The organism is Bacillus sp. RE35, assembly GCF_052146655.1.
Classification (GTDB): Bacteria; Bacillota; Bacilli; order Bacillales; family Bacillaceae_G; genus Bacillus_A; species Bacillus_A cereus.
In genome coordinates, this window is record NZ_CP197377.1 from 5056795 (window position 1) to 5080634 (window position 23840).

Genomic DNA, 23840 nt, shown 5'->3' on the forward strand with positions numbered 1-23840 from the left:
TACAAAATGTATAAACAGCTTTTATGGAAATAACCCCTTTTGTATGGCGCGCCCACAAAATAAAATAAGTGCTCCAACAACAACACTCGTTGCCGTTTTATGATAATGGGCTAATAATAATAAATAATACGATAAACCTACAGTACCAATCATAATACAAATACTCGGCACTGGATTACGAGAAAAGTTTTGCATTCCCCAAAGAAGCGAAAATATAGCTGTAGCGACACATAACACCGGTAATCCCATCCCAGTTCCCCTTTTTCTATCTATTATTCCTTGTTGCTAACACGCTCGTTGATGCGATACTAATTAATAAATCAAAACCAATCCTTATATATTTAAACGTTTACTCTAATTGAAATCTCTCAAGCTTATCATTTATTTTCTTTCTCCTTACTCCAGCGTAAATATTTCCTCCACCTTCACTCCAAAATATTTGGCAATTTTTAAAGATAACTCTAGACTCGGATTGTAATGATGATTTTCAATCGCCACTATCGTCTGCCGCGTCACCTGCATCACCTTTGCCATTTCAACTTGTGTTATATGATTTTGCTTTCTTAACTCTTTTATTTTATTTTTCACACCCATAGGATCCACCTTCAAAAGTAAAGATATCTTTACTTAAATTATAAATATTTTCCAGTTATAAGTAAAGATATCTTTACAAATTTTAGAAAAATGTTTCATTGAACATCTACTCTAACAAAGTACAAGAGTAATTCAATTTATATCAGCGATTTTCTAAATATATCAGTGCAACTTGAAATATATCGGCGATTTCCCAAATATATCAGCGCAACTCCATTTATATCGGCGATTTTCCAAATATATCGACATCCGTAGCGCTACTATAATCATAAGAAAAAGCTGTCCCCAAATACCTTCGGGAACAGCTTTCTCCTCTACTACATAAATCCTAACGCATATACAAGAACGTATCCAAGAACCGATAAGCAAACCGAGCCAATCAGCCCCGCCACAAATGCTTTACTTCCTAATTTACGGAACGTTTTAAACTCTACATTTAAACCGAGCCCTGCCATCGCCATTGCGATAAGCATGTAAGCAAGAACAACAATGTATCCCGCAACAACTTCTGGAATAATCCCGAGCGAATGCACTGCACTCATCGCTAAGAACCCGAAAATGAACCATGGTATTGGAAGTTCGCGCCATGATCTTTTTCCCTCGCTACCTTCACTCTTACCAAACCATAATCCGATTAAAATCGCTACTGGTACAAGCATTGCAACGCGCGTTAGTTTCACGATAACTGCGATATCTACAGCCGTGCTTCCTCCTGGCGCCGCAGCCGCAATTACGTGAGCAATTTCATGCAGTGTCGCCCCTGAGAACACTCCATATCCGTATGGAGATAGGCCAAGCACTGGATATAATAACGTATAAATAAGCGTAAATATTGTACCTAAAATTGCAATGATCGCCGCTCCAACTGCTGTTTCGTCATCTTTTGCTTTCACTTGCGGTGCAATTGCCACAACCGCGGCCGCGCCGCAAATTGCCGTACCGCATGCTGTTAAAATCCCAAGTTTCTTTTCTACTTTAAATACTTTCGTTAGTCCGTATACAACAAAAATAGTAAATGTAATAACAACCGCCGCGATGACCAATACTTTCGGCCCCGCCTTCGCAATATCAACAAGATTTAATCGCATTCCAAGTAAGATGATCCCAAAGCGCAGTAACTTCTTGCTCGCAAAGTTCGTTCCTGCAATCGCATCATGAGGAACTCCAATTGCAGCGCGCCAAACCATCCCAATTAGAATAGCAATTACTAATTGTCCCATAATATTTAAAAATGGAAGCTCTGCTAAATATTTCGCGGCAATTGCGATTAATAATGTAATCCCAATTCCTTGCGAAAATCCAAAGCCCTTCTTCTTTTGTATAACAAGTGTTTGTTCCACCTTGTACCACCCCAATAATCGTATTGGAACATGCATGTTCTTTCTACTTACATTATAAGAGAGTTTCTATAATAAGTTTAATACCAATACCAAATCTCTATCATCAGAAATACTTATGATAAGATGAAAGAAAAACGAAAGGAGCTTTGCAAATGAACGTAGACATTTTAAAAATTTTTGTTACTGTCGTTGAACAGAAACACTTCTCTCGTGCAGCGGAATTATTAAATCTTTCACAGCCTGGCGTAAGTATGCATATACGCAACTTAGAAAACGAATTTGGAACTACACTCATTCAGCGATCTCCGAAACATGTCCAAGTCACGGAAGCTGGAAATATATTATATATTCATGCAAAGCAAATGCTCTCTCTTTACGAAGATGCTAAGCAAGAAATTAATGAACTACATAACGTTGTAACAGGAACACTTCGCATCGGTGCTAGTTTTACAATTGGCGAATACTTACTTCCAAAAATACTCGCTAACTATGCGAATGAAAATCCACGCGTCGAAGTGCATACCTTTATCTCAAATACAGAAGAAGTTTTGCAAAGTCTTCGCTCTAATCAAATTGATATCGGCTTAGTGGAAGGGCAAGTCGTATACGCTGATGTTAACGTTGAAACATTTATGCAAGATGAAATGAAGCTCGTCGTTCCGCCAAATCATCCACTACTCCGCACAAAGGAAATAAATGAAAGCACACTCCAAGATCAAGTATGGGTACTAAGAGAAAGTGGTTCTGGTACACGCGCTTATAGTGACCGCTTTATTCATCAACACCATTTAAAAATGAAACGATTCTTTACATTCAGTAGTATCCAAAGTGTAAAGGAAGCTGTTAGTGCCGGTCTTGGCATCGCTATACTTTCTGATTGGACTGTACGGAAAGAGCTACTAGCAAAAGAACTATTCCACGTCGAAGTTCCAAATGAACAACTAATCCGTCCGTTTTCCATCGTACGCGGTAAATATTTCATTCCATCTAAAGCCATTCAAGTGTTCTTAAATCATGTAGATTCTTTTGCGAAAAAACAGAGTTGACCCTCACATTAGTGTGAAGGTTTACAATACATGTAGAAGGAGTGAAACGCATTGCGAATTGGAGAATTATCAAAAGAAACTGGCGTTAGTGAAAGATCACTAAGACATTACGAAGAAAAGGGCTTACTCCCTTCTAAGCGCCTCGCAAATGGTTACCGTGATTTTGATGAAAGTGCCATCGAAAAAGTGGAGCTTATTCAAATGTACTTACAAATTGGCTTAAATTTAGAAGAGACGGCAAGGATGCTGCGCTGCCTTGAAATTGAACCGCACCTGTACGACAATCCGTGTAGCAGTATCCTTACGCTTTACGAAGATAAACTCAATGAAGTAACAAAGCAAATCACATTACTTTCCAACATCCAAGCGAATTTGCAAAAACACGTTTCACTCCTAAAACAAGCAAAAGAAAAGGAATGATTACATGTTTGTTATACATGGCAGTTCAAGACAAAACGGAAATACAGAAGCTTTAACACATATGATGATAGAGGACATTGAAACAGAACAAATTTATTTGCGTGATCATACCGTCTATCCTATTACAGACCAACGTCATGATGCAGAAGGATTCCAATCCGTAAATGATGACTATGAGCAGTTAACCAAACGCATGCTAGAGCACGACACGATTATCTTTGCTACACCATTATATTGGTACGGAATGAGTGGACATATGAAAAACTTTGTTGATCGCTGGTCACAAAGCTTGCGCGATACATCTCTTCATTTCAAAGAAAAAATGAAAGGCAAAAAAATGTATGTTGTCATCGTTGGCGGGGATAATCCAAAGCTAAAAGCATTACCGCTTATTGCTCAATTCCAATATATCTTTGATTTTGTTGGTTCTTCATTTGAAGGTTATGTTATTGGAGATGCGAATGGACTGGATGAAATTAAAAACGATGCTGAGGCGCTAGCTAAGGCACAAGTTTATAATAACGAATTCAAAAATCACAAGCTGAAATAAGTTTGACAAACTATTTAGACTTAGCGACGCAAGAAGAATTAGAAATCATGTTACAAGAATACCCTGGTACAATACTTTTCATTAGCCATGATCGTGCCTTTATTCGCTCTGTTGCAGACCATATTCTACAAGTAGACGAGAGTGAACCAAGGGTATTCCACGGTAATTACGAACAATACACAAAAAGAACAACGGGGGATTCTGTAAACGTTACTGAACAAGAACTATTACGATTACAAACAAAACTAACAGAAATCATTGGCCGAGTTTCCATACAAAATCATCACGATGACATCACATCTCTCAACCAAGAATACGAAACATTATTAGCTCAAATCCGGAAATGTAAGGAAGCGCTCTAATGTCTTCCCTATATATCGACAAGGCCTTCCGCATTTCCCAAGAAATATTGAAACTTCGACATAGAATATAAAAAGCCGTGCATTAGCACGGCTTTTTACTTTAAATACGAACAGCAGTCCCGCTCACTGCAACCATTAGCATCCCTTCGCGAACTACTTCATAATCCACGTCGATACCGACAATTGCATTTGCATTTTTTTGTCTTGCGAAAGTTTTCATCTCTTCCATTGCGATGTCACGCGCTTCTTTTAATTTACTTTCATAAGCGCCAGCACGACCGCCGACAACGTCACGGACAGAGGCAAAAAGGTCACGAACGATATTCGCGCCCATAATCGCTTCTCCATTGACGATATCGATATACTCAATAATTTCTTTTCCTTGAATTGTAGACGTTGTTGTTACAATCATACTTTATAGCCTCCCATATGAGATTTTTACCTACTTATGGTGCACTAATTCTGTACAAATTATATTTACGAACTAAACTGAGCTTCGTATAACCTACTGTATCCTCCACCTTGCTCAATTAATTCATTATGTGAACCTTGTTCTGCAATACCATCTTTATTTACAACGACGATGCGATCTGCATTTTTAATCGTTGCAAGTCTGTGAGCGATAACTAATGTTGTACGGCCAACAGATAGCTCCGCAAGCGATTTTTGAATCGCAAGTTCTGTCTCTGTATCTAATGCAGAAGTTGCTTCATCCAATATTAAAATTGGAGGGTTTTTCAAGAACATACGAGCAATAGCTAGACGCTGCTTTTGTCCACCTGAAAGTTTCACGCCGCGCTCACCGATAACAGTATCTAAACCGTCCGGCTGTGAGTAAATTAAATCTTCTAATTGCGCACGTTTTACTGCCTGCCAAATTTCAGCTTCTGATGCTTTTAAATTTCCGTAAGCGATATTTTCACGAATTGTTCCTGAGAATAAGAACACGTCTTGCTGCACAATTCCAATTTGCTTACGAAGTGAAGATAATGTCATATCTTTCGTATCAATTCCATCAATTTGAATCGATCCAGATGATTGCTCATAAAAACGTGGTAATAGGCTACATAACGTCGTTTTCCCAGCTCCTGATGGTCCAACGAACGCAACTGTTTCACCTGCATGTATTTTCAAACTAATGTCATTTAAAATCGGTTCTTTGTTTTCATATCCAAACGTAATGTTGTTATATTGAATATCACCGTGTACATGCTTCACTTCCATTGCATCTTTAGAATCTACAATGTCAGGCTCTGTTTCAAGAAGCTCTACATATCTTTTAAAACCGGCGATTCCTTTCGGATAGCTTTCGATTACCGCGTTAATTTTTTCAATTGGGCGGAAGAAAATATTCGTTAATAGAACGAATCCGATAAATCCACCGTACGTTAATTCTCCTTGCAGAACAAACCATGTACCGCATATTAAGACGAAGAGCGTTACGAGACGCATGAGCATATAACTAATCGATGAATTTAAAGCCATAATTTTATACGCCATTAATTTCGTTGTACGGAAACGAGCGTTGTTCACAGCGAATTGCTCTTTCTCAAACTTTTCATTTCCGAATGCTTGTACAACACGAATGCCCCCTACATTGTTCTCAATGCATGCATTAAAATCAGCAACATCTGAGAATAAACGTCTAAATGTACCTGTCATTTTTTTATTGAAGTACAGCGCTAACCATAATAGGAATGGAATGACGAAGAACGTTAATAACGCTAACTTCCAGTTGATCATCATCATAAATGAGAATGCCCCAACTAAAGTCATTACGGCGATAAATAAATCTTCTGGTCCATGGTGAGCAATTTCCCCAATTTCCATTAAATCGTTTGTAAGGCGTGAAATTAAATGACCTGTTTTATTATTATCAAAAAATCTGAATGATAGCTTTTGAATATGATCAAATAATTTCTGCCTCATATCTGTTTCAATGTTAACACCAAGCATATGTCCCCAATATGTAACGACATATTGTAAGCTTGCGTTTAACATATAAACTGCGAGTAAACCGAAACAAGCCCATAAAATAAGCGTCCAGTTTTGCCCTGGCAATAACTTATCAATAAATTGATTTACGATAAGCGGGAAGCCGAGTTCTAATAATCCTGCGACAACCGCACAAGAAAAGTCGAGTATAAATAAACCTTTATACGGTTTATAGTACGAGAAAAATTTACGCAGCATATTTTACCTCCATTTTCCAAAATTAAAAAGACTCCCTAAATGATAACCATTATCAAATAATTATTCAAGTTATCCGTCTATGAAACTACAAAAATGAACAAATCTGAAAAAGCCTAACTCCCCATTTATACCAATGAGAAATTAGGCTTTTTTCTATATGTTACGTATCTTATTAAAACAAAGGTGCTCTACTAGTAGAGATGCCCTTCTATTTCCCCACAAATACACTCTTTAAATAATTTGAAACTTGTAATCGTGCTTGGAGACCTTTATCCATAATGCCCGCCATCCAGAAGAAACCATGGACCATCCCTTCGTAGCACTTATATTCTACAGGAATCCCAGCTGCCTCTAAACGTTTTGCGTATGCAGCGCCATCATCTCGTAGTGGATCATATTCCGCTGTAATAATAAGCGCTGGTGGCAAATTCTCTAACTCATTATTCACTGAAGGGGATGCAAAGACATTGTACCTATCAATTTCGTCACGTAAATACATTTGTGTTGCCCAAAAAACTCCTTCAGTTGTAAGTAAATAACCTTCAGCATTGTCTCGATATGATTGTGCTTTGAAAGTTAAAGTAAGATCAACTACAGGATAAACTAATACTTGAGCCACCAATGAAAGATTGTTGAATTTTTGAGCCATAATAACAACTGCTGCTGCAATATTTCCACCAGCACTATCTCCACCAATTGCGATTTTTGTTTTATCTGCATTAAGCATAGAACTATTTTCAGCTACCCATTTAGTAGCTTCATAACAATCTTCTAACGGAACCGGGAATTTATGCGTAGGAGCTAAGCGATACTCTACCGCAACAACTATACACTCCGCGTCATGCGCTATATTTTGGCATAAAGTATCTACAGCCTGAATATCTCCTGCTACCCATCCACCACCATGTAAATATACAAAAACAGGTAATGATTCCTTTTCATTCGGTGTATAAACTCGAAGTTTAATTTCACCGTCCTTCACAGGGATATAGAAATCTTCCACCTTAAATACAGCTTTTGCTTCTCCGTGCTCTTCTCCTGTAAGTGTATTCAAATTTCCACCTTGCGCAAGAAACGATTGAACTTGTAAATCTAAAGTCATACATAAACCCTCCCTAAAATTTTCTCATTATATTTGGATTTGAAAATAACGACGAACCGTTTCTTCAATCTCATGTTTTTTTAGTTTTTCTTTTATTCTCTCTTTTCCGTTAACGATAATCAGCATATCTCCTAGCAAAGTAATACGCCCATTTTCTGTCACTCTTGAAAGGAAATACATTTTGTTGAACATCGAATCTGGAGCTGTTTCAGTTAAAACACAAATTGGATGAATGTTCTCTAGGTTCCATTTATGAGAAGGCTGCTCAAAACGATATAGAATTTCCCACTTATCATCAGTCTTTTTTTGCAAATAATAAAATGATGTTGTCTCGTCTTTATTTACTCGGTAAAGACCATCACTATCCACAACTTCCTCTCCATTCAGCGGGACAGGAATTCGTGGTGAATTACCGCCCATACCTACATCCACCAAATACTCTTTATTATCAATTGATACGATTATGAATAAATGAGCATTTTCAAGAGCCCACATTCCTTCTCTTACATATACAGTCCCTGCCATAAGATAGGGATCAAATCCTAATTCTTTTAGCAGAAAATAAAATATTCCGTTTAACTCGTAGCACACGCCACCCTGCTTCGCATGAACAATTTTTTGATATAAATCTTCTTTACGCAAAGATAGAGGTTTTCTTGCAAGAATATCAAGATTCTCAAAGTGAACGTTGAGTACATGTTGCTTTTGAAGATGAGATAAGTAAGAGAAACTCACCTCTCTTTTTTCAGATTGAATATGCTCTAAATATTTTTGAATATCCAAAATTATCCACCTCATTTTTTATCTATATATAAATTTTTACAGTATTTCTTTTCACACTCATATTATAAAATTGATTATTGATAAACAAAAATATAAAATAATTATCATATTAATAACTTCAAGTATATAAGAGAAGGTGAACATATTTTATGGAATTACTGCAGCTCAAGTATTTTAAAACAGTCGCTCGGACGGAACATATAACAAAAGCGGCACAAGAACTGCATATCTCTCAACCAGCTTTAAGCGTTACTATCGCTCGATTAGAAGAGGAAGTAGGAGTTCCCTTATTTGACCGAATTGGGCGTCAAATTCGCCTAAATGCTTTCGGAAAAACTTTTCTCAAACAAGTGGATACGGCCCTTGAGGCTCTGGAAACTGGTAAACGACAAGTTACAGATATGGCTGGATTAGAACGAGGAAGTGTTTTAGTAGCTACTACAACTTTAAATCGTGTCTCTGAATTGCTAGCGCCTTTTCTAGCCTTATATCCACACATTAATTTCCGTATAACACAAGCATCTACAGAGGAATTAAAAATTCAGCTTCTTGAAAAAGGCGAAATCGACTTTTGTCTCACACCTTCACCTATTGATCGACTAGGAGTCTATAGTCTTCCATTAATGACTGAAGAGATCGTACTAGCTGTACCAAGTACACATCGACTCAAAGATCGCGACCGTATCAAGCTAAGTGAAGTAGCAAACGATCCTTTTATCTCCCTAAAACCAGGGTATAGCTTCCGTGAGATTACAGACAATTTCTGCAGACAAGCCGGGTTTACGCCTAACATTGTATGTGAAGGAGATGAACCTGCAGCAATAAGCGGCTTAGTACGCACTGGACTTGGCGTTGCTTTTTTACCAATCGCAGCAAAAAAGGAATTACCACCGCTAACGCTTCTCCAGCTTGAAGAACCCGTTTGCCAATGGACACCTCATTTAGTATGGAATGAAAAACACTACTTATCACTTGCTGCACAAACGTTTCGTGAATTTGTTGTGCAACATTACGCTCAAGTAAAACCGTAAATCAAAAAAGAAGAGGCTATATAACTACAATGTTATACAACCTCTTCTTTTATTTGTTACATCGCTTCCGAATCCCACTCATGCTCCTGTTCAACGAATACAATACCTAATTCGTGATGTCCACCAGCATATAATGCAGTTTGTGCAAGACGAAGCTCACCATTTGTATCTAATACTTCTAATTTACAAAATGCTCCTGTCGTCTTCGTTTGAAGCGCATCATAAAATTCCTCGGCGCTTTTTGGAATGACTCCATTTACTTTCGTAATAATTTCTCCAGGCAGTAATTTCAGCTCTGCTCCAATTGTATTTGGAATTGTATCTAGTACAACGAGCCCATCATTGCGTGCAGCAAAATACGCTGGTCTTGTTTCATCGGCAATTTTTTCTTGCATCGAAATTGTGAAACGCCCAAGCATAGCGACTCCCATCGCGATAATTGCAAGTACGTGCCACCAGTAACTTGCGATTCCTAAAACGAGCACAAGTCCTGCTAACCCATAAACCCGTCTTCCTGTAAATAATAAAGCTTCCGTCGGCTCATAACTTTTAATATTTCTCATAAATCCAATTAAAAATGGAACGAGGAATAGAGAATATGTATTTGAACCTATTGAAACGACAGGCCACCATGAAATAAACTGCGTTACCGCATCACCCGGTACAAGAATAAAAATAGGAACGATCCATAAACGCTTTGATTCGTGTAAACCAATCTTTAATCCACGCTTCCCCTGCCTAATCCTCGGCGTCGAATATCCTACTGCGTTTTTAGAAATCAATAAGCCTTCTACAATAAGCATAACGCCTAGTAAAATAACAAGGGATACAATGGTACTCTCTTCACCTTCTCGAAGCTGTAAAAAGGAAACTGGTAGCTTAGAAGATAATAGAACACATACAATCGCAATGCTAAATGTATAAGCCGCCGATAAATATCGATACATAGCCGTTAATCCAAATAGTAACGTCCAAATTAAAATGGCCCATAAGCTTGCTTTAGAAACAACAAGTCCAAGCCCAATCGTAATAATAGATACTACTAATCCGTATCCAATCCCTGCAAATAGAGAGGTTCGCAGTTCAAACCAAATATCATAAACTTTAAAAGAAAAATCTTTTCGTTCTCTTAACATACGTAAGTATCCAACGAAGATACTACTTATTACAAATATATAGACAGCAGGGTGTAAGAAAAAACGTCCAACTGCCCGCATTATTTCAAAAATCCACGCCTCCACGAACTCATTCACCACCATTTATATCATTCTTTCTTTTTATATTATCATAACTAAACAAACGTTTGTTTAACACAAAAAAATACAGGCAGCAAACTGCCTGTATTTCTTCTTATTTTGCCATTAATTTTAATGCTGACTGTAATTGTAGATCATTTTCTCCAGAACGGATTTTTTCGATAATTTTAGTTTGAATCGCTTCAGCTGTCTTTTTATCAAGCTGTCCTGTCGCTTCCATTTCATTTGCATTTTGGAATGCTTTCAGAGCCGATTCTGTCTCTTTACTAAAGTATCCATCTTCACGACCTGGTACATAACCTAAGCTCTTAAGCATTTCTTGAGCATGTTTTACTTGTACATCATTTGAATTGTATGAAAGTGTTTTTTCAATTTGAATTGGTGTCGCATGATAATAATTTGGTTGCTTCACTTCTACTGTTGGCGCGATTCCTTTTTTATGAATCCAGTTCCCATCCGGTGTTAACCATTTAAACATCGTTAATTTAATGTTGCTGCCGTCTTTAAATGGAACAGCTTGCTGGACAGTACCTTTACCAAATGTCTTTTCACCAATTAAATCGTATCCTTCTCCTTCTTTTAGCGCACCCGCTAAAATCTCTGAAGCAGAAGCACTTCCATTATCAATTAATACTGAAATTGGATATGGTTTTCTCTCTTTCAGTTCCGTAGAGAATTTCTTCTTCTCACCATTTCGCTGCTCTACTTGTAGCATCGGCTTTTTATTCGTCATAATTTCCCCTAGTATATCTTCTACACTATTTAAGTAGCCACCAGGATTACCACGCACGTCAATAACTAAGCCTTTTATATTTTTCTTCTCTAACTCTTTTAACTGATCCTTAAATTCTTTCGCTGTATTTTCAGCAAAAGAAGTGATTTGCATATAACCGATATCTTTTCCGCTCTCTTGCTTCACAGAACTAAACACTGTAAAGATCGGAATCTTTTCACGCTTAATTTTAAATACAATCGGATCAGTTACTCCCGCACGTTTAATTTCAATTGCGACAGTCGTTCCCTTTTTACCACGAATTTTTAATACTGCTTCTTCACGTGATAAGTCTTTCACACTGTTTCCATCTACAGATAAAATTTGGTCATTCGGTTTAATTCCTATCTTTTCTGCTGGTGAACCTTTAATTGGCGATACGATAATAAGCTTACCGTCCGTCTTGTTCACCTCAGCCCCAATCCCCTCTAATTCGGGATCAAGCGATTCACTAAACTGTTTGGCTGTTTCTTTATCCATATACGTGGAATAAGGGTCCTTCAGCGTAGACAACATACCTTGTATTGCACCTTCAACTAACTTTTCATCTTTCACGTCTTCCACATAACGTGAATCAATTAGTGCATACGCCTCATTAATTTTTGCCAAATTCCCTTGCGCAGTGCTAGCATTCCCACTCGAAATTGTTTGCGTTACTTCTGATGGGTTAACCCCAAATACAGACATGCCTGCAAACATTCCGCCAGCACCAATTAAAAATGCAACAACCATTCCAATAATTGCAACTCTACGTTTCAATGCGGAATTCCCCTTTCCAAAACACACAGGTGGTGTAGCAAAAGGCATCACACATTGTGTGATGCCTTTACCTATTTCTACTATATGATAAGCTTGTACGAATTATGTTTGCAACTTTTTATACTTTTAAGAAGCGACGAATTGACATTACACTTCCCCACATACCGATTAAAGCACCGATTAACACTAGTAAACCAGCTAATTGGAATACGAATGGACTGTATGGTAGAAGCTCGAAAATTGTTCCGCCAAGTTTTTCATTAAACACACCTTGCAACGAATTATACGTAATTAGAATTAGGCCAATTGGAATAATTGATCCTAATACTCCTAAGAATAATCCCTCTAGCAAGAATGGCCAACGAATAAACCAGTTTGTTGCACCAACAAGTTTCATAATTTCAATTTCTGTACTACGAGCATAAATTGTAATTTTAATTGTATTAGAGATTAAGAACATCGCTGTGAATAAAAGACCAGCAATTAACGCAATCCCAATGTTACGACCAGTTTTTACAGTATCAAATAATCGTTCAACTTGCCCTTTTCCGTACTGAACATTACTAACAAACTGCATTTTTTCAACCTTCTTCGCGATTGTCGCTGTATCGGTTGGTTCTTTCGCTTTTACAACGAATACGTTTTTAAGTGGGTTATCTTGTTCAAATAACTCAAACGTTTTTCCACTATCACCTAAGCTTTTAATTAAACGTTTTAACTCTTCTTCTTTAGAAGAATATTTAATAGAATCTACTTTTGCAATCTTACTCATATCTTCTTCTAATTTCTTTTGATCCGCTTCTTTTGCAGCTGGATCAATGTGTACACGAATCTCTACATCTTGCTCTACTTTCGTCGCAAAATGGTTCATATTCATAATCGCTGTTAAAAAGACACCTACAAGTAATAATGTAACTGTTACTGCACTAACAGAAGCAAATGTCATCCATCCGTTACGTGATAGATTCTTTACACCTTCTCGCAAATGTCGACTAAGGGTCTTAGCCTTCATATCCGTATCCTCCCTCAATCTCATCTCGAACAATTTTTCCGCCTTCAATCGCGATTACACGATGACGGATTGTATTTACGATATCTGCATTATGCGTCGCCATAACAATCGTTGTGCCGCGCTCATTAATGCGAGTAAAAATATTCATAATATCAAGAGCTGTTTCAATATCTAAGTTACCTGTTGGCTCATCGGCAATTACAACCTTTGGTCTATTTACAATTGCTCTTGCAATAGCCACACGTTGTTGCTCCCCGCCCGAAAGCTCACTTGGAAGTGCGTCTGCACGATCTTCAAGGCCTACAAGACCTAGAACTTCTGTTACACGCTCACGAATTGCATCCGGTTCTTCTTCAATTACTTCTAAAGCAAACGAAACATTCTCATATACCGTTAATTTAGGTAGCAATTTGAAATCTTGGAAAATCACGCCTAATTGACGACGGAAATACGGAACATCTCTTTCTGCCAATGTTTCGATAGTAAGTCCATTTACATTAATAGATCCTGTAGATGGTTTCTCTTCACGATACATCATTTTAATAAATGTAGATTTTCCGGCTCCACTCGGTCCAACTACGTATACGAATTCACCTTGTTTAATGTTAACTGTAAGACCAGCAATGGCTTTCATACCATTCGGGTACTCCTTATAAACATTCGTCATTTTTATCATTATTTATCACCCAATACTTAATGATTTTTTTCGAAATACTTTTCTGTACATCTGAAAACAAAAGACATCCTTCATTTTCATTTAGTCATCCTTGTTGAAGATAGTTTACTTATGCTTTCTCATAAGCAATACCACTCTATGTAATATATTTCAGCAAAATTCTACAAACCCCATTGTAACATCAAACGGTTTCCAATTTGGATACATTTTTGTTACAGTTATGTTACATACCAGAAAAAAGGAAAACGAGTTGACTATATTATCAACTCGTCCATTTCACCTTTTTTATTTATGTTCAGCTAACCATTCAGACACTTTTTTCGCATCTTCACCTTGAATAAGTCCTGGTGACATTGAACCGCGGCCTTTTTTAATAATCTCTTCGATATCTGCAGCGTCGTACTTACCGCCTACTTTTCTTAAATCAGGTCCAGTTGCCCCTGATAAATCTGTTGCGTGACATCCCGCACAACTTCTTTGGAAAATTTGTTCTGCGCTGTCTGTGCTTGCAGACTGTTTCGAAGACTTACTCTCTTCTTTATTTCCGCATGCTCCTAAAGCAAAAACAACCGATGTCCCTAGCGCAATAGCCAACAATTTCTTTTTCACTTCTATCGCTCCCCATTGTTGATATTCTTTTTATTCCTAACACACTCATTTTCATTATAAGCATTATCTTTATATAGAAAAACTAAGGTGTATTTCATATTCCTCAAAAATACAGTGAGAACCTTGATAAAATAATGCTTTCATAAGTTGTTTCAATTCTGTGAACAACTTAAAAAACTCCTATAAAGCATCCTTTTTAAAAGGAAAATTAGAAAGTTCTATATAAATCTTTACCATATTACCGCTCTATTTTACTATTCTCTACTTTTTACAAAACAATATACAGCATTGTAATCTACATATAATCCCATCAAAAAGAGAAGTTGTCGTTTCCAACTTCTCTTCCTCTTTACTTCATCTATAAAAATAAAATCAAATTCTTTATATCCTCTATTGTCCTCAGCATGCGCCAACAATTTCGTTGGCTTTTTTTCGCTTATTAGATGCGAGAACGTAAGTAAGCATCAATAAATGGATCAATCTCTCCATCCATAACAGCTTGTACGTTACCAACCTCCGTATTTGTACGATGGTCTTTTACAAGAGAATACGGGTGGAATACGTAAGAACGGATTTGGCTACCCCATCCGATTTCTTTTTGCTCTCCGCGAATTTCATCTAATTCTGCTTGTTGCTCTTCTAGTTTCTTTTGATATAATTTCGCTTTTAACATTTTCATCGCATGCTCACGGTTTTTAATTTGAGAACGCTCCGACTGACATGTTACAACCGTATTTGTCGGTGTATGTGTAATACGAACTGCTGAATCTGTCGTATTTACGTGCTGTCCACCAGCTCCACTTGCTCGGTACGTATCAATTTTTAAATCTTCTGTACGTACTTCGATTTCAACTTCATCATTGAACTCTGGTACAACTTCACAAGATACGAATGATGTATGACGACGCCCTGAAGAATCGAATGGTGAAATACGTACAAGACGATGTACACCTTTCTCTGCTTTTAAGTAACCGTAAGCGTTATGACCTTTAATTAATAAAGTTACACTCTTAATACCAGCTTCATCACCTGGTAAATAGTCAACCGTTTCTACTTTGAATCCGCGTTTTTCAGCCCAGCGTGTGTACATACGTAATAGCATAGAACCCCAGTCTTGTGACTCAGTTCCACCTGCACCTGGATGTAATTCTAAAATCGCATTATTTTTATCATAAGGATCACTTAATAGTAACTGAAGCTCATACTCATTCATTTCTTGAATTAAGCCTTTTACTTCTGATTCTAATTCCTCATGTAAATCTTCATCATACTCTTCTTTTAAAAGCTCATGCGTGATTTCTAAATTTTCGAACGTCTCATCTAACTGACGGAACTTTCCAACCATATCTTTTAACGCATTCGCTTCATTAATTACAGCTTGTGCGCCTTGTTGGTCATCCCAAAATCCTGCGCCCATCATTTTCTCTTCTAATTCTGCAATTTGTTTCTCCTTAGTAGGGAGGTCAAAGAGACCCCCTAAAAGCCGCTAATCGCTTAGCCATTTTCTCTAATTCCTGTCTAATTTCTACTAATTCCATTTCCTTCACCTCTATGTAATTGCTGTTACTTTCGTATGAAAACAAGGGAAACTCTCTCCACTTATTACGGAGAGAGTTTAATCCTTCTTAATTATACATTTTTGATATAAAAGTTTGCAAAACAGCCAAAGCTATCGTCCTATATTACTGAACGATACCACAGCAGTTTTTATATTTTTTACCACTACCACATTTACATAAATCATTGCGGCCCACTTGGTCACCTTTTACAACTGGCTTTTTCTTTGCTTCTTCGCCATCGCTAGAAGGATGAACAGCTTCACCTTGAACAACTTCTTGACGTTCTAAGTTTTGTTCAATTTCAGCTTTCATAATGTAACGAGAAATTTCCTCTTCAATAGAAGCAACCATTGACTCGAACATCGCGAACCCTTCCATTTGGTACTCACGAAGTGGATCGATTTGACCGTAAGCACGTAAATGAATACCTTCACGAAGGTGATCCATCGCATCAATATGCTCTGTCCATTTCGTATCTACAACGCGGAATACAACAACCTTCTCAAACTCACGCATTTGCTCTTCTGGCATAAGCTTTTCTTTTTCATTGTATCGCTCAATTAATTTCGCAATAATTGGCTCGCTCATTTCCTCAGGAGCAAGGCGACGTAATTCTTCTTCTTTTACATCTCCGTCTTGAAGAAGGTTTGTATTTAAGTAGTCAACAAGACCTTTAATGTTCCAATCTTCTTCAATTTCCTCTTGTGTATGAAGAGCAACAGCACGTTCTACTGTAGATTTCATCATACCTTCAATAATGCCGCGTAAGTTGTCAGACTCCATTACCTCTTGACGCTGTTTGTAAATAACTTCACGTTGCTGACGAAGTACATCATCATATTGCAGTAACTGCTTACGTGCATCATAGTTATTTCCTTCAACACGTTTTTGTGCAGATTCTACCGCACGAGAAACCATTTTACTTTCAATCGGCTGAGAATCATCCATACCAAGGCGGTCCATCATTGCTTTCATATTATCTGAACCAAATCGGCGCATTAATTCATCTTCCATCGATAAGTAGAACTGCGTAACACCAGGGTCCCCTTGACGACCAGCACGACCACGTAACTGATTATCAATACGACGACTTTCGTGACGCTCTGTACCGATAACTGCTAAACCAACGTTTTTCACATCGTCTCCAAGCTTAATATCTGTACCACGACCTGCCATGTTCGTCGCGATTGTTACAGCACCTTTAATACCAGCCTCTGCAATGATATCTGCTTCACGAGCATGGTTTTTCGCATTTAAGATGTTATGACGTACACCTTTACGCGTTAACATTTTTGAAATAAGCTCTGAAGTTTCAATTGCAACTGTACCTACAAGAACAGGTTGCCCTTTTTTATGACGATTTACAATATCCTCAACAACAGCATTGAACTTACCTTCCATTGATTTAAAGATTAAATCGGCACGATCATCACGAATAATCGGTTTGTTTGTCGGAATTACAATAACGTTCATATTGTAAATGTTACGGAATTCCTCTTCCTCTGTTTTCGCTGTACCAGTCATACCAGATAATTTTTCATACATACGGAAGTAGTTCTGGAATGTAATTGTTGCAAGCGTCATGCTTTCATTTTGAATTTCTACACCTTCTTTTGCTTCAATCGCTTGGTGTAATCCTTCGCTATAACGACGACCTTTCATAAGACGACCAGTGAATTGGTCTACAATTACAATTTCACCTTCTTGTACAACATAATCTGTATCACGATGCATAACAACGTGTGCACGAAGCCCCTGATTAATATGGTGAAGAAGTGCTACATGTTTTAAATCGAATAAGTTTTCAATATGGAAAGCTTTCTCTGCTTTCGTAATACCATCTTCTGTTAGCATTACATTTTTCGTTTTCACATCAAATGAATAATCTTTTTCATTTTCTAACGTACGAACAAATGCATTTGCAAACATGTATAGCTCTGTTGATTTTTGAGCTTGTCCTGAAATAATAAGCGGCGTACGTGCTTCATCGACTAAAATAGAATCGACTTCATCGATAATAGCAAAGTGAAGTGGACGTTGAACGCACTGCTCTTTATATAAAACCATGTTATCACGTAAGTAATCGAATCCAAGCTCATTATTTGTGCTATACGTAATATCAGCAGCATAAGCCTCTTGTTTCTCTTCGCGTGACATACTATTTAAGTTAATTCCTACCGTTAAGCCAAGGAACTCATGAAGTTGTCCCATTTCGCTCGCATCACGTTGTGCTAAATATTCATTGACTGTAACAACGTGAACACCTTTTCCTGTTAAAGCATTTAAATATACAGGTAATGTAGATGTTAACGTTTTACCTTCACCCGTTTTCATCTCAGAAATATTCCCTTCATGTAAGGCAATACCACCCATTAACTGTACGCCATATGGACGCATTCCAAGAACACGAGTTGCCGCTTCGCGAACAACTGCAAAAGCTTCAGGTAGTAAATCATCTACTGTTTCACCTTTTGTTAGACGTTCTTTAAATTCAAGCGTCTTTCCTTTTAATTGTTCATCAGTTAGTGGCTTAATAGATGACTCTAATGCATCAATTTGCTCAACTGTCTTTTGCATACGTTTAATTTGGCGTTGATTTACATCAAACACCTTTTTTAAAATACCGATCATAGGAAATACGCTCCTCTTTTTATTAAAATAAAACTTCCGATTGTTTTTCTTTTTCTCTATTACAATCAGTCGTTATAAAAATCAAATGTATGTTATGCCAATTTTTCTCCTAATTAAAAAAACTAAAATGTATATACCTAATGATAATTGTAACACTTGTCTTATAACTATGACAACAATCGGCCGATTGTCTCGTTCTAAATTAAGAAAAGTTTTTTAAAAATCTATTTTCAGCAAAAAAAGCGCAGCCTCATTCGGCTGCGCTTTCGAATTATTATTTAGTTTCGATTAAACCGTATTTCCCATCTTTACGGCCATATACAACATTAGTTTCATTTGTATCAGCATTTGTGAAGACGAAGAAATTATGTCCTAGCATATCCATTTGTAGGATTGCCTCTTCAACGTCCATCGGTTTTAAATCGAATCGTTTTGTACGTACAAGTTCTAATTCATCTTCTTCTACCTCATCCAAAACAGCTACTGCTTCCGGAAGGATAAAGTTCGTTTTTATAGAACCTTTCTCACGTAACTTACGATTTACTTTTGTTTTATGTTTACGAATTTGTCGCTCAATTTTATCAACTACTAAATCGATAGCAGCGTACATATCGCTATTAGTTTCTTCTGCACGAAGTAATAAATCAGTAAATGGAATTGTTACCTCGACACGTTGCTTGTCAGAGTATACTTTTAAATTAACTTTAATCTCTGGGAATGTATCAAAATAACGCTCTAACTTACTTAGTTTTTTCTCTACATATTCCTTTAATGCTGGAGTTACTTCAATATTTTCACCACGAATGTTGAATTTCATAGATGAATTCCTCCTTTCAAGCCTATGTACTATAATTTCGACATTGGCTTAAAAACTCCTTCTAACTTTTTTAAAAAAATTAGTGGAATTGCGATTTTTTTATCGTTTTTTGTTGAAATGAAAAGATGCATCGTTTCTATCTTTATTTTATCCTATTAACATCGTGAATAACGAATATTTCTGTGGACAATTCGTTACAGAAAAGAAACAACTTTTTGACAACTTACCCTATAACAAAAACCCCTTGCGAAAAACAAGAGGTTCTACTACATATATATAACGTTGCCACAAACGCAGCTTTCTCTTCCCAAAACAATATACCCTACAGTTTCACAACATTAGCTGCTTGTGGTCCACGTGCTCCATCTACAATGTCAAACTCTACTTGTTGCCCTTCTTCCAATGACTTATACCCATCTTGTTGAATAGCAGAAAAATGGACAAATACATCGTCACCATCTTCACGCTCAATAAACCCAAATCCCTTTTCTGCATTGAACCATTTCACTCTTCCTTGCATGTTCATTCCATTCCCTTCACTCTAAAAATCAGGGCATTCGCCCCATATTTTGACTATAACGAATGACAACATATGAAGTCAAAGAAGACTTATCGCCTTTTTATTATCCCTTTCGACACTGTCATATTAACTTCTACAAAGTGTCAAACTAGATACTTCCCTTGCCCCTCTTTCATATAACAAACTTCCGATTTGCCTAACCGTAATCCCTGTCGTATACACGTCATCAACGAGTAAAATATGTTGCCCAGAAAACATCTCTTCTCCCTGAAAATAAAAAGGATTGCTTCCTGACACCCTTTCTTTACGTGTCTTCTTACTTTGCTTTTCTGTTTCCCTTCTTCTTAATGATGGATAAGAAATTTTGACAGGCAAACAAGTTGCTAATAACTCAGCTTGATTAAAACCACGTTCAACTTCCCTTTCCTTACTAAGCGGAACAGCGATAACAGTTGAAACATTGGCAAAACACTTTTGAAATAAACTTCGAAAAGGACGATAAAAAATGTGCACTAACTCTGCATCCCCCCGAAACTTAAACTGCGCTACTATTTCTTTCATCTTATCATCATACATATATAACGAACGGTTTTTAAAAGAACGATACTTCTCCTCTTTCATCCACCTTATACAATCTATACAAATACCGTCTTCTTGAAATGAGGCAGGAACAAATTCTAAAGGTCGCCCGCACTCCATGCAAATTTCTCCTATAATATAGGAAAGTTTCTGCTCACATCTATCACATATATATTTTCTATGACACTTTACAAAAAAAGTGTACCAACTAACCTTTTCTACAAAATACTCATCACAAAGTAAACAATGCATTAATCGATCAATCCTTGTTCTTTCGCATTTTTATTCATACCTTGAATATGTTTTTTCGCGCGCACCATCGCCTCTGTCTTGCCATAGTGAAAATAAATGACCTCTCCATACGGTGCTTCAAAGCTCCGCCCTGCTCGGCCCGCAATTTGTACGAGCGCACTTTCTGAAAATATTTCTTCTTCCGCCCCTAAAACTGCAACTTGCAAATTTTTCACCGTTACGCCTCGCTCTAAAATTGTCGTTGTAACTAATAATGGGATTTCTCCCTTTCTGAACGCTGCGACTTTCTCTTTTCTCATCGGATCTTCTGCATGTACCCCTTCAACTTTATTATGCAATGATTTCAATAACGAGCTTATTTCTTCTATATATCGTACATGGGGAACGAATAAAAAAACAGGATACTTTTTGTTTAAGTACATCTTTAACCATTGTAGTAAAACTCGAGGAATTCTTTCACGGTTGAGGCTTTTCTTCCAATTTCCGCACCAGCAAAATAGAGGAACTGGCAACGGATGACGGTGATATCGTCCAGAAACAATAACACCTTTTTGTTCACCTTTTCTAAATTTTCGCTTCCACGTTTCATCTGGAGTCGCAGTTAAATAAATACGCGCCGCTTTTTCTTTCATCGCTTGTTTTACCGCGTACTGTAACATTTGATCTGCACAATATGGAAAAGCATCTATCTCATCTACAACTATGACATGAAACGCCCTATAATAACGTAATAATTGATGCGTGGTCGCAACGACTAGTACTGCATCTTTTTCTTTATCTACACTCCCTCCATATAAAGCCACTACCTTTATATATGGAAATACTTCTTGTAATCTCGGTGCTAATTCCAAAACAACATCCGTTCTTGGCGTTGCGATACAAACTCTTTCTCCTTTTTGAAGCGCTTCGTTAATACCGTAAAACAACATCTCTGTTTTCCCAGCCCCGCATACAGCCCAAATAAAAAATGATTCTTTTTGCTTAATAGCCTCTATAACTCCTTGCGCCGCCAAATTCTGGCCAGTAGACAACGTCCCGTTCCACTGTAACAAATTTGAATTCTTTTCTCTCTTTCTTTCAGCAATCCCGCGAACAAGTACAGTACATTCACTTACTCTCCCCATCGTTATACACTTCCGGCAATATGTGCACACTTTACTGCACCTTTTACATAAAAACGACGCAAATAGCCGCCGATCTACATTTCCACAGCGTTGGCACATATATTTAGAATTCTTCTTTTTTACACCTTGTACACATACGATCTCTCCCTTCTTTTTCAAATCGTTTAATTTCCTCTGTAAATCTGAAGAAAGTTCTTCTAATAGCAACTGTTTCCCCGCTACCATCAACAATCACCTCCAGCACTACTATAAACCTTTCTCATCATCTCGTAAAAACTCAAAAAAGCCGATAACCTACTTATAAAATAGTAAGCTATCGACTTTATACACTTGTTTTATTCTTTTATAAATCCTAGAATCGACCGTATCCTAAGAAATGTTTTTTGTTATACGAACTGTTAATATCACCGTACGCAATTCCTTTATCACTAGCATGGATCATTTGGCCATTACCAACGTAAATACCGATGTGAGATGGACCTGCTTTATAAGTACCTTGGAAGAATACTAAGTCTCCCGGTTGCGGGCTACTTACTTTTGAAACAGAATTCCAGTAACCATTAACGTCTTGACGACCTACACCAAAAATGTAAGAAATGAATCCACTACAGTCAAAACCACCGTTTGATGGAGATGCACTTCCCCAAACATATGGCATACCTAAGTATTGCTTTGCCTTACCAATTACGCCCGGAGTCGGATTTGAATCTGGTGTTGGAGCTGGCTTTTTCTCTTCTTGTTTAGGTGCTTCTTTCTTAGGCTCTTCTTTTTTTGGTTCCTCTTTTTTAGGTTCTTCTTTTTGAGCTTGTCCACCATTGTTTGCTGGTGCAGCTTGCTCTGCAGGTGCTTGTGCTGGTTGAGCTTGCGCAGCTTTAGCAGCTTGCTCTGCTTGTTTTTGAGCAGCAGCTTCTTGTGCAGCTTTTGCTTGTGCTTCTTCTTCTGCAATGCGTTGTAATTGCAGTGCTTGTTTCTCAAGCTCTTTCAATTGACCTTCCGTACTTGTCATTGAAGTTACAACTGTATCCATTTTACCGCTTAAATCGTTTACCGCTGTTGCTTTTTTCTCTTTTTCAGCGTCAAGTTCTTTCTTAGCAGTTTCAATTTGAGCTTGTGCTTCTTTTAATTCTTTTTGTTTCTCTTTTACCGTTGCAACATCTTTTTTCACACTAGCTTGGTCTTCTTGTTGTGTTTTCATGATATCTTCATCAGACTCAAGAATTTTAGAAACTGAAGTTAAACGATCAACTAAATCAGCAACGTTTTTAGAGTTTACAAGAACTTCTGTTACAACGTTCGTATTTGGTTGTTCTTGAAGTGCAACTAAACGCTTTCTTAATAGCTCTTCACGTTTTGCAATCTTTGTTTGTAATTCTGCAATATCTTTATTTTTCTTTTCAATTAATTGCTCAGTATCAGAAACTTTTTTCATTGTTTCATCAAGCTTTGCAGCATTCTCTTGAACAGATTTATCTAAACCTTGAATTGTTTTGTTTAAGTCATTCATTTGGTTTTGTAATTCATCACGTTCTTGTTGTTGTTTATGTAAAGTGTCATTTTGTGTATTAATTTGTGATTTCACGTCAGAAATTTTATCTTCTGCAAATACATTTGGTGTTAGCCCAGAAAACATTAACCCTGCAACTAATGCGCAAGATGCCATTTTTAGCTTTTTCATTTTATTTTTTACACCGCTTTCTTTTTTCTTTTTCCGTATATAACCTATAAAATTTATACCATAATTCGGGATTTTTTTTGCTAATGTTACGTTTTTGTAAAACAAATGTAATATTATATGTAGCTCTAGCGCAAAATTCGTATATTTTTGTATGTGTGTGTAGAAATTTACATACTTT

General features: G+C 37.2%; 24 protein-coding genes. 5 read left to right on the forward strand and 19 right to left on the reverse strand.

All coding sequences use genetic code 11. The features are described from left to right. Window positions 1-21 precede the first annotated feature (21 nt). The 3 genes from ACTL4X_RS25970 to ACTL4X_RS25980 all read right to left on the reverse strand — a co-directional run bounded on the left by ACTL4X_RS25970 (window position 22) and on the right by ACTL4X_RS25980 (window position 1934). A complete protein-coding gene (locus tag ACTL4X_RS25970; RefSeq protein WP_000524139.1) occupies window positions 22-249 on the reverse strand; it encodes a hypothetical protein in 228 nt (75 codons plus the stop codon). A 147-nt stretch (window positions 250-396) separates the two neighbouring features. Further along, a complete protein-coding gene (locus ACTL4X_RS25975; protein WP_000538370.1) occupies window positions 397-594 on the reverse strand; it encodes a helix-turn-helix transcriptional regulator in 198 nt (65 codons plus the stop codon). Window positions 595-911: 317 nt separating this feature from the next. After that, window positions 912-1934 carry a YeiH family protein gene (locus ACTL4X_RS25980; protein ID WP_000438415.1) on the reverse strand — a complete coding sequence of 341 codons (1023 nt, stop codon included), beginning with the start codon at window positions 1932-1934 and terminating at the stop codon, window positions 912-914. 152 nt (window positions 1935-2086) lie between these two features. Between ACTL4X_RS25980 and ACTL4X_RS25985 the strand changes: the two genes are divergently transcribed. Genes ACTL4X_RS25985 through ACTL4X_RS26000 form a run of 4 tightly spaced genes read left to right on the forward strand, consistent with a single transcriptional unit; the run spans window position 2087 to window position 4312 of the window. Next, window positions 2087-2980, forward strand: a complete 894-nt coding sequence (locus ACTL4X_RS25985; RefSeq protein WP_001100009.1) for a LysR family transcriptional regulator — start codon at window positions 2087-2089, stop codon at window positions 2978-2980. A gap of 51 nt (window positions 2981-3031) precedes the next feature. Further along, the gene (locus ACTL4X_RS25990) at window positions 3032-3400 is read left to right on the forward strand and encodes a MerR family transcriptional regulator (RefSeq protein WP_001219204.1); all 369 of its coding nucleotides are present in this window, start codon (window positions 3032-3034) and stop codon (window positions 3398-3400) included. 4 nt (window positions 3401-3404) lie between these two features. Further along, a complete protein-coding gene (locus ACTL4X_RS25995; protein ID WP_048538375.1) occupies window positions 3405-3950 on the forward strand; it encodes a flavodoxin family protein in 546 nt (181 codons plus the stop codon). 2 nt (window positions 3951-3952) lie between these two features. Next, on the forward strand, window positions 3953-4312 hold the full coding sequence (locus ACTL4X_RS26000; protein WP_017656400.1) for a macrolide transporter: 360 nt from the start codon (window positions 3953-3955) through the stop codon (window positions 4310-4312). A gap of 100 nt (window positions 4313-4412) precedes the next feature. Here ACTL4X_RS26000 and ACTL4X_RS26005 read toward each other — a convergent pair whose 3' ends face one another. From ACTL4X_RS26005 to ACTL4X_RS26020, 4 genes are all read right to left on the reverse strand, one after another. Continuing rightward, window positions 4413-4724, reverse strand: coding sequence for a heavy metal-binding domain-containing protein (locus ACTL4X_RS26005; RefSeq protein WP_000637523.1), 312 nt, complete (start codon window positions 4722-4724; stop codon window positions 4413-4415). A 65-nt stretch (window positions 4725-4789) separates the two neighbouring features. Continuing rightward, window positions 4790-6505 carry an ABC transporter ATP-binding protein gene (locus ACTL4X_RS26010; protein WP_086402105.1) on the reverse strand — a complete coding sequence of 572 codons (1716 nt, stop codon included), beginning with the start codon at window positions 6503-6505 and terminating at the stop codon, window positions 4790-4792. Between the two features lie 208 nt (window positions 6506-6713). Further along, entirely contained in the window at window positions 6714-7607 is an 894-nt protein-coding gene (locus tag ACTL4X_RS26015; RefSeq protein WP_017656399.1) for an alpha/beta hydrolase, read from the reverse strand. Between the two features lie 27 nt (window positions 7608-7634). Next, on the reverse strand, window positions 7635-8390 hold the full coding sequence (locus ACTL4X_RS26020) for an arylamine N-acetyltransferase family protein (protein WP_048538374.1): 756 nt from the start codon (window positions 8388-8390) through the stop codon (window positions 7635-7637). Between the two features lie 149 nt (window positions 8391-8539). On the opposite strand from ACTL4X_RS26020, the gene ACTL4X_RS26025 reads away from it, so the two are divergent. Next, window positions 8540-9421: a LysR family transcriptional regulator gene (locus ACTL4X_RS26025; RefSeq protein ID WP_048538373.1), complete on the forward strand. Its 882-nt coding sequence runs from the start codon at window positions 8540-8542 to the stop codon at window positions 9419-9421. A 56-nt stretch (window positions 9422-9477) separates the two neighbouring features. Here the strand turns inward: ACTL4X_RS26025 and ACTL4X_RS26030 are convergent, their stop codons facing one another. From ACTL4X_RS26030 to ACTL4X_RS26085, 12 genes are all read right to left on the reverse strand, one after another. Continuing rightward, the gene (locus tag ACTL4X_RS26030) at window positions 9478-10680 is read right to left on the reverse strand and encodes a PDZ domain-containing protein (protein WP_033687181.1); all 1203 of its coding nucleotides are present in this window, start codon (window positions 10678-10680) and stop codon (window positions 9478-9480) included. Window positions 10681-10771: 91 nt separating this feature from the next. Then, entirely contained in the window at window positions 10772-12208 is a 1437-nt protein-coding gene (locus tag ACTL4X_RS26035; RefSeq protein WP_000830313.1) for a S41 family peptidase, read from the reverse strand. Between the two features lie 118 nt (window positions 12209-12326). After that, on the reverse strand, window positions 12327-13220 hold the full coding sequence (ftsX, locus tag ACTL4X_RS26040; protein ID WP_000645027.1) for a permease-like cell division protein FtsX: 894 nt from the start codon (window positions 13218-13220) through the stop codon (window positions 12327-12329). Beyond that, window positions 13210-13896, reverse strand: a complete 687-nt coding sequence (ftsE, locus tag ACTL4X_RS26045) for a cell division ATP-binding protein FtsE (RefSeq protein ID WP_000594321.1) — start codon at window positions 13894-13896, stop codon at window positions 13210-13212. Before ftsE ends, ftsX begins: the two co-directional genes overlap by 11 nt. A 285-nt stretch (window positions 13897-14181) precedes the next feature. After that, the gene (cccB, locus tag ACTL4X_RS26050; protein WP_000727971.1) at window positions 14182-14505 is read right to left on the reverse strand and encodes a cytochrome c551; all 324 of its coding nucleotides are present in this window, start codon (window positions 14503-14505) and stop codon (window positions 14182-14184) included. Window positions 14506-14944: 439 nt separating this feature from the next. Further along, a protein-coding gene (prfB, locus tag ACTL4X_RS26055; protein WP_096001716.1) for a peptide chain release factor 2 occupies window positions 14945-16043 on the reverse strand; the annotation gives its coding sequence in 2 pieces (ribosomal slippage) (window positions 14945-15970 and window positions 15972-16043; 1098 coding nt in all). 144 nt (window positions 16044-16187) lie between these two features. Further along, on the reverse strand, window positions 16188-18695 hold the full coding sequence (secA, locus tag ACTL4X_RS26060; protein WP_000579385.1) for a preprotein translocase subunit SecA: 2508 nt from the start codon (window positions 18693-18695) through the stop codon (window positions 16188-16190). A 274-nt stretch (window positions 18696-18969) separates the two neighbouring features. Further along, window positions 18970-19512: a ribosome hibernation-promoting factor, HPF/YfiA family gene (gene hpf / locus ACTL4X_RS26065; protein WP_000671185.1), complete on the reverse strand. Its 543-nt coding sequence runs from the start codon at window positions 19510-19512 to the stop codon at window positions 18970-18972. A 322-nt stretch (window positions 19513-19834) separates the two neighbouring features. Then, window positions 19835-20032, reverse strand: a complete 198-nt coding sequence (gene cspC, locus ACTL4X_RS26070) for a cold shock protein CspC (protein WP_001990088.1) — start codon at window positions 20030-20032, stop codon at window positions 19835-19837. A gap of 126 nt (window positions 20033-20158) precedes the next feature. Next, complete coding sequence (locus ACTL4X_RS26075) at window positions 20159-20863, reverse strand: ComF family protein (protein ID WP_002183001.1); 705 nt, start codon at window positions 20861-20863, stop codon at window positions 20159-20161. After that, on the reverse strand, window positions 20863-22212 hold the full coding sequence (gene comFA, locus ACTL4X_RS26080; RefSeq protein WP_000225362.1) for an ATP-dependent helicase ComFA: 1350 nt from the start codon (window positions 22210-22212) through the stop codon (window positions 20863-20865). The genes ACTL4X_RS26075 and comFA overlap by 1 nt, the downstream gene beginning before the upstream one ends. 127 nt (window positions 22213-22339) lie before the next feature. Then, complete coding sequence (locus ACTL4X_RS26085) at window positions 22340-23767, reverse strand: C40 family peptidase (protein WP_140161684.1); 1428 nt, start codon at window positions 23765-23767, stop codon at window positions 22340-22342. Between the last annotated feature and the right edge of the window lie 73 nt (window positions 23768-23840).

Excerpts from the sequence above, each read along its gene's own strand:
- ftsE (WP_000594321.1), bottom strand. The coding sequence starts at position 13,896 with ATGATAAAAATGACGAATGTTTATAAGGAGTACCCGAATGGTATGAAA.
- secA (WP_000579385.1), bottom strand. The coding sequence starts at position 18,695 with ATGATCGGTATTTTAAAAAAGGTGTTTGATGTAAATCAACGCCAAATT.
- ACTL4X_RS25975 (WP_000538370.1), bottom strand. The coding sequence starts at position 594 with ATGGGTGTGAAAAATAAAATAAAAGAGTTAAGAAAGCAAAATCATATA.
- ACTL4X_RS26010 (WP_086402105.1), bottom strand. The coding sequence starts at position 6,505 with ATGCTGCGTAAATTTTTCTCGTACTATAAACCGTATAAAGGTTTATTT.
- ACTL4X_RS25970 (WP_000524139.1), bottom strand. The coding sequence starts at position 249 with ATGGGATTACCGGTGTTATGTGTCGCTACAGCTATATTTTCGCTTCTT.
- ftsX (WP_000645027.1), bottom strand. The coding sequence starts at position 13,220 with ATGAAGGCTAAGACCCTTAGTCGACATTTGCGAGAAGGTGTAAAGAAT.
- ACTL4X_RS26030 (WP_033687181.1), bottom strand. The coding sequence starts at position 10,680 with ATGGTGGTGAATGAGTTCGTGGAGGCGTGGATTTTTGAAATAATGCGG.
- cspC (WP_001990088.1), bottom strand. The coding sequence starts at position 20,032 with ATGCAAGGAAGAGTGAAATGGTTCAATGCAGAAAAGGGATTTGGGTTT.
- ACTL4X_RS26005 (WP_000637523.1), bottom strand. The coding sequence starts at position 4,724 with ATGATTGTAACAACAACGTCTACAATTCAAGGAAAAGAAATTATTGAG.
- ACTL4X_RS26025 (WP_048538373.1), top strand. The coding sequence starts at position 8,540 with ATGGAATTACTGCAGCTCAAGTATTTTAAAACAGTCGCTCGGACGGAA.
- comFA (WP_000225362.1), bottom strand. The coding sequence starts at position 22,212 with ATGGTAGCGGGGAAACAGTTGCTATTAGAAGAACTTTCTTCAGATTTA.
- ACTL4X_RS25995 (WP_048538375.1), top strand. The coding sequence starts at position 3,405 with ATGTTTGTTATACATGGCAGTTCAAGACAAAACGGAAATACAGAAGCT.
- ACTL4X_RS26075 (WP_002183001.1), bottom strand. The coding sequence starts at position 20,863 with ATGCATTGTTTACTTTGTGATGAGTATTTTGTAGAAAAGGTTAGTTGG.
- hpf (WP_000671185.1), bottom strand. The coding sequence starts at position 19,512 with ATGAAATTCAACATTCGTGGTGAAAATATTGAAGTAACTCCAGCATTA.
- ACTL4X_RS25985 (WP_001100009.1), top strand. The coding sequence starts at position 2,087 with ATGAACGTAGACATTTTAAAAATTTTTGTTACTGTCGTTGAACAGAAA.
- ACTL4X_RS26015 (WP_017656399.1), bottom strand. The coding sequence starts at position 7,607 with ATGACTTTAGATTTACAAGTTCAATCGTTTCTTGCGCAAGGTGGAAAT.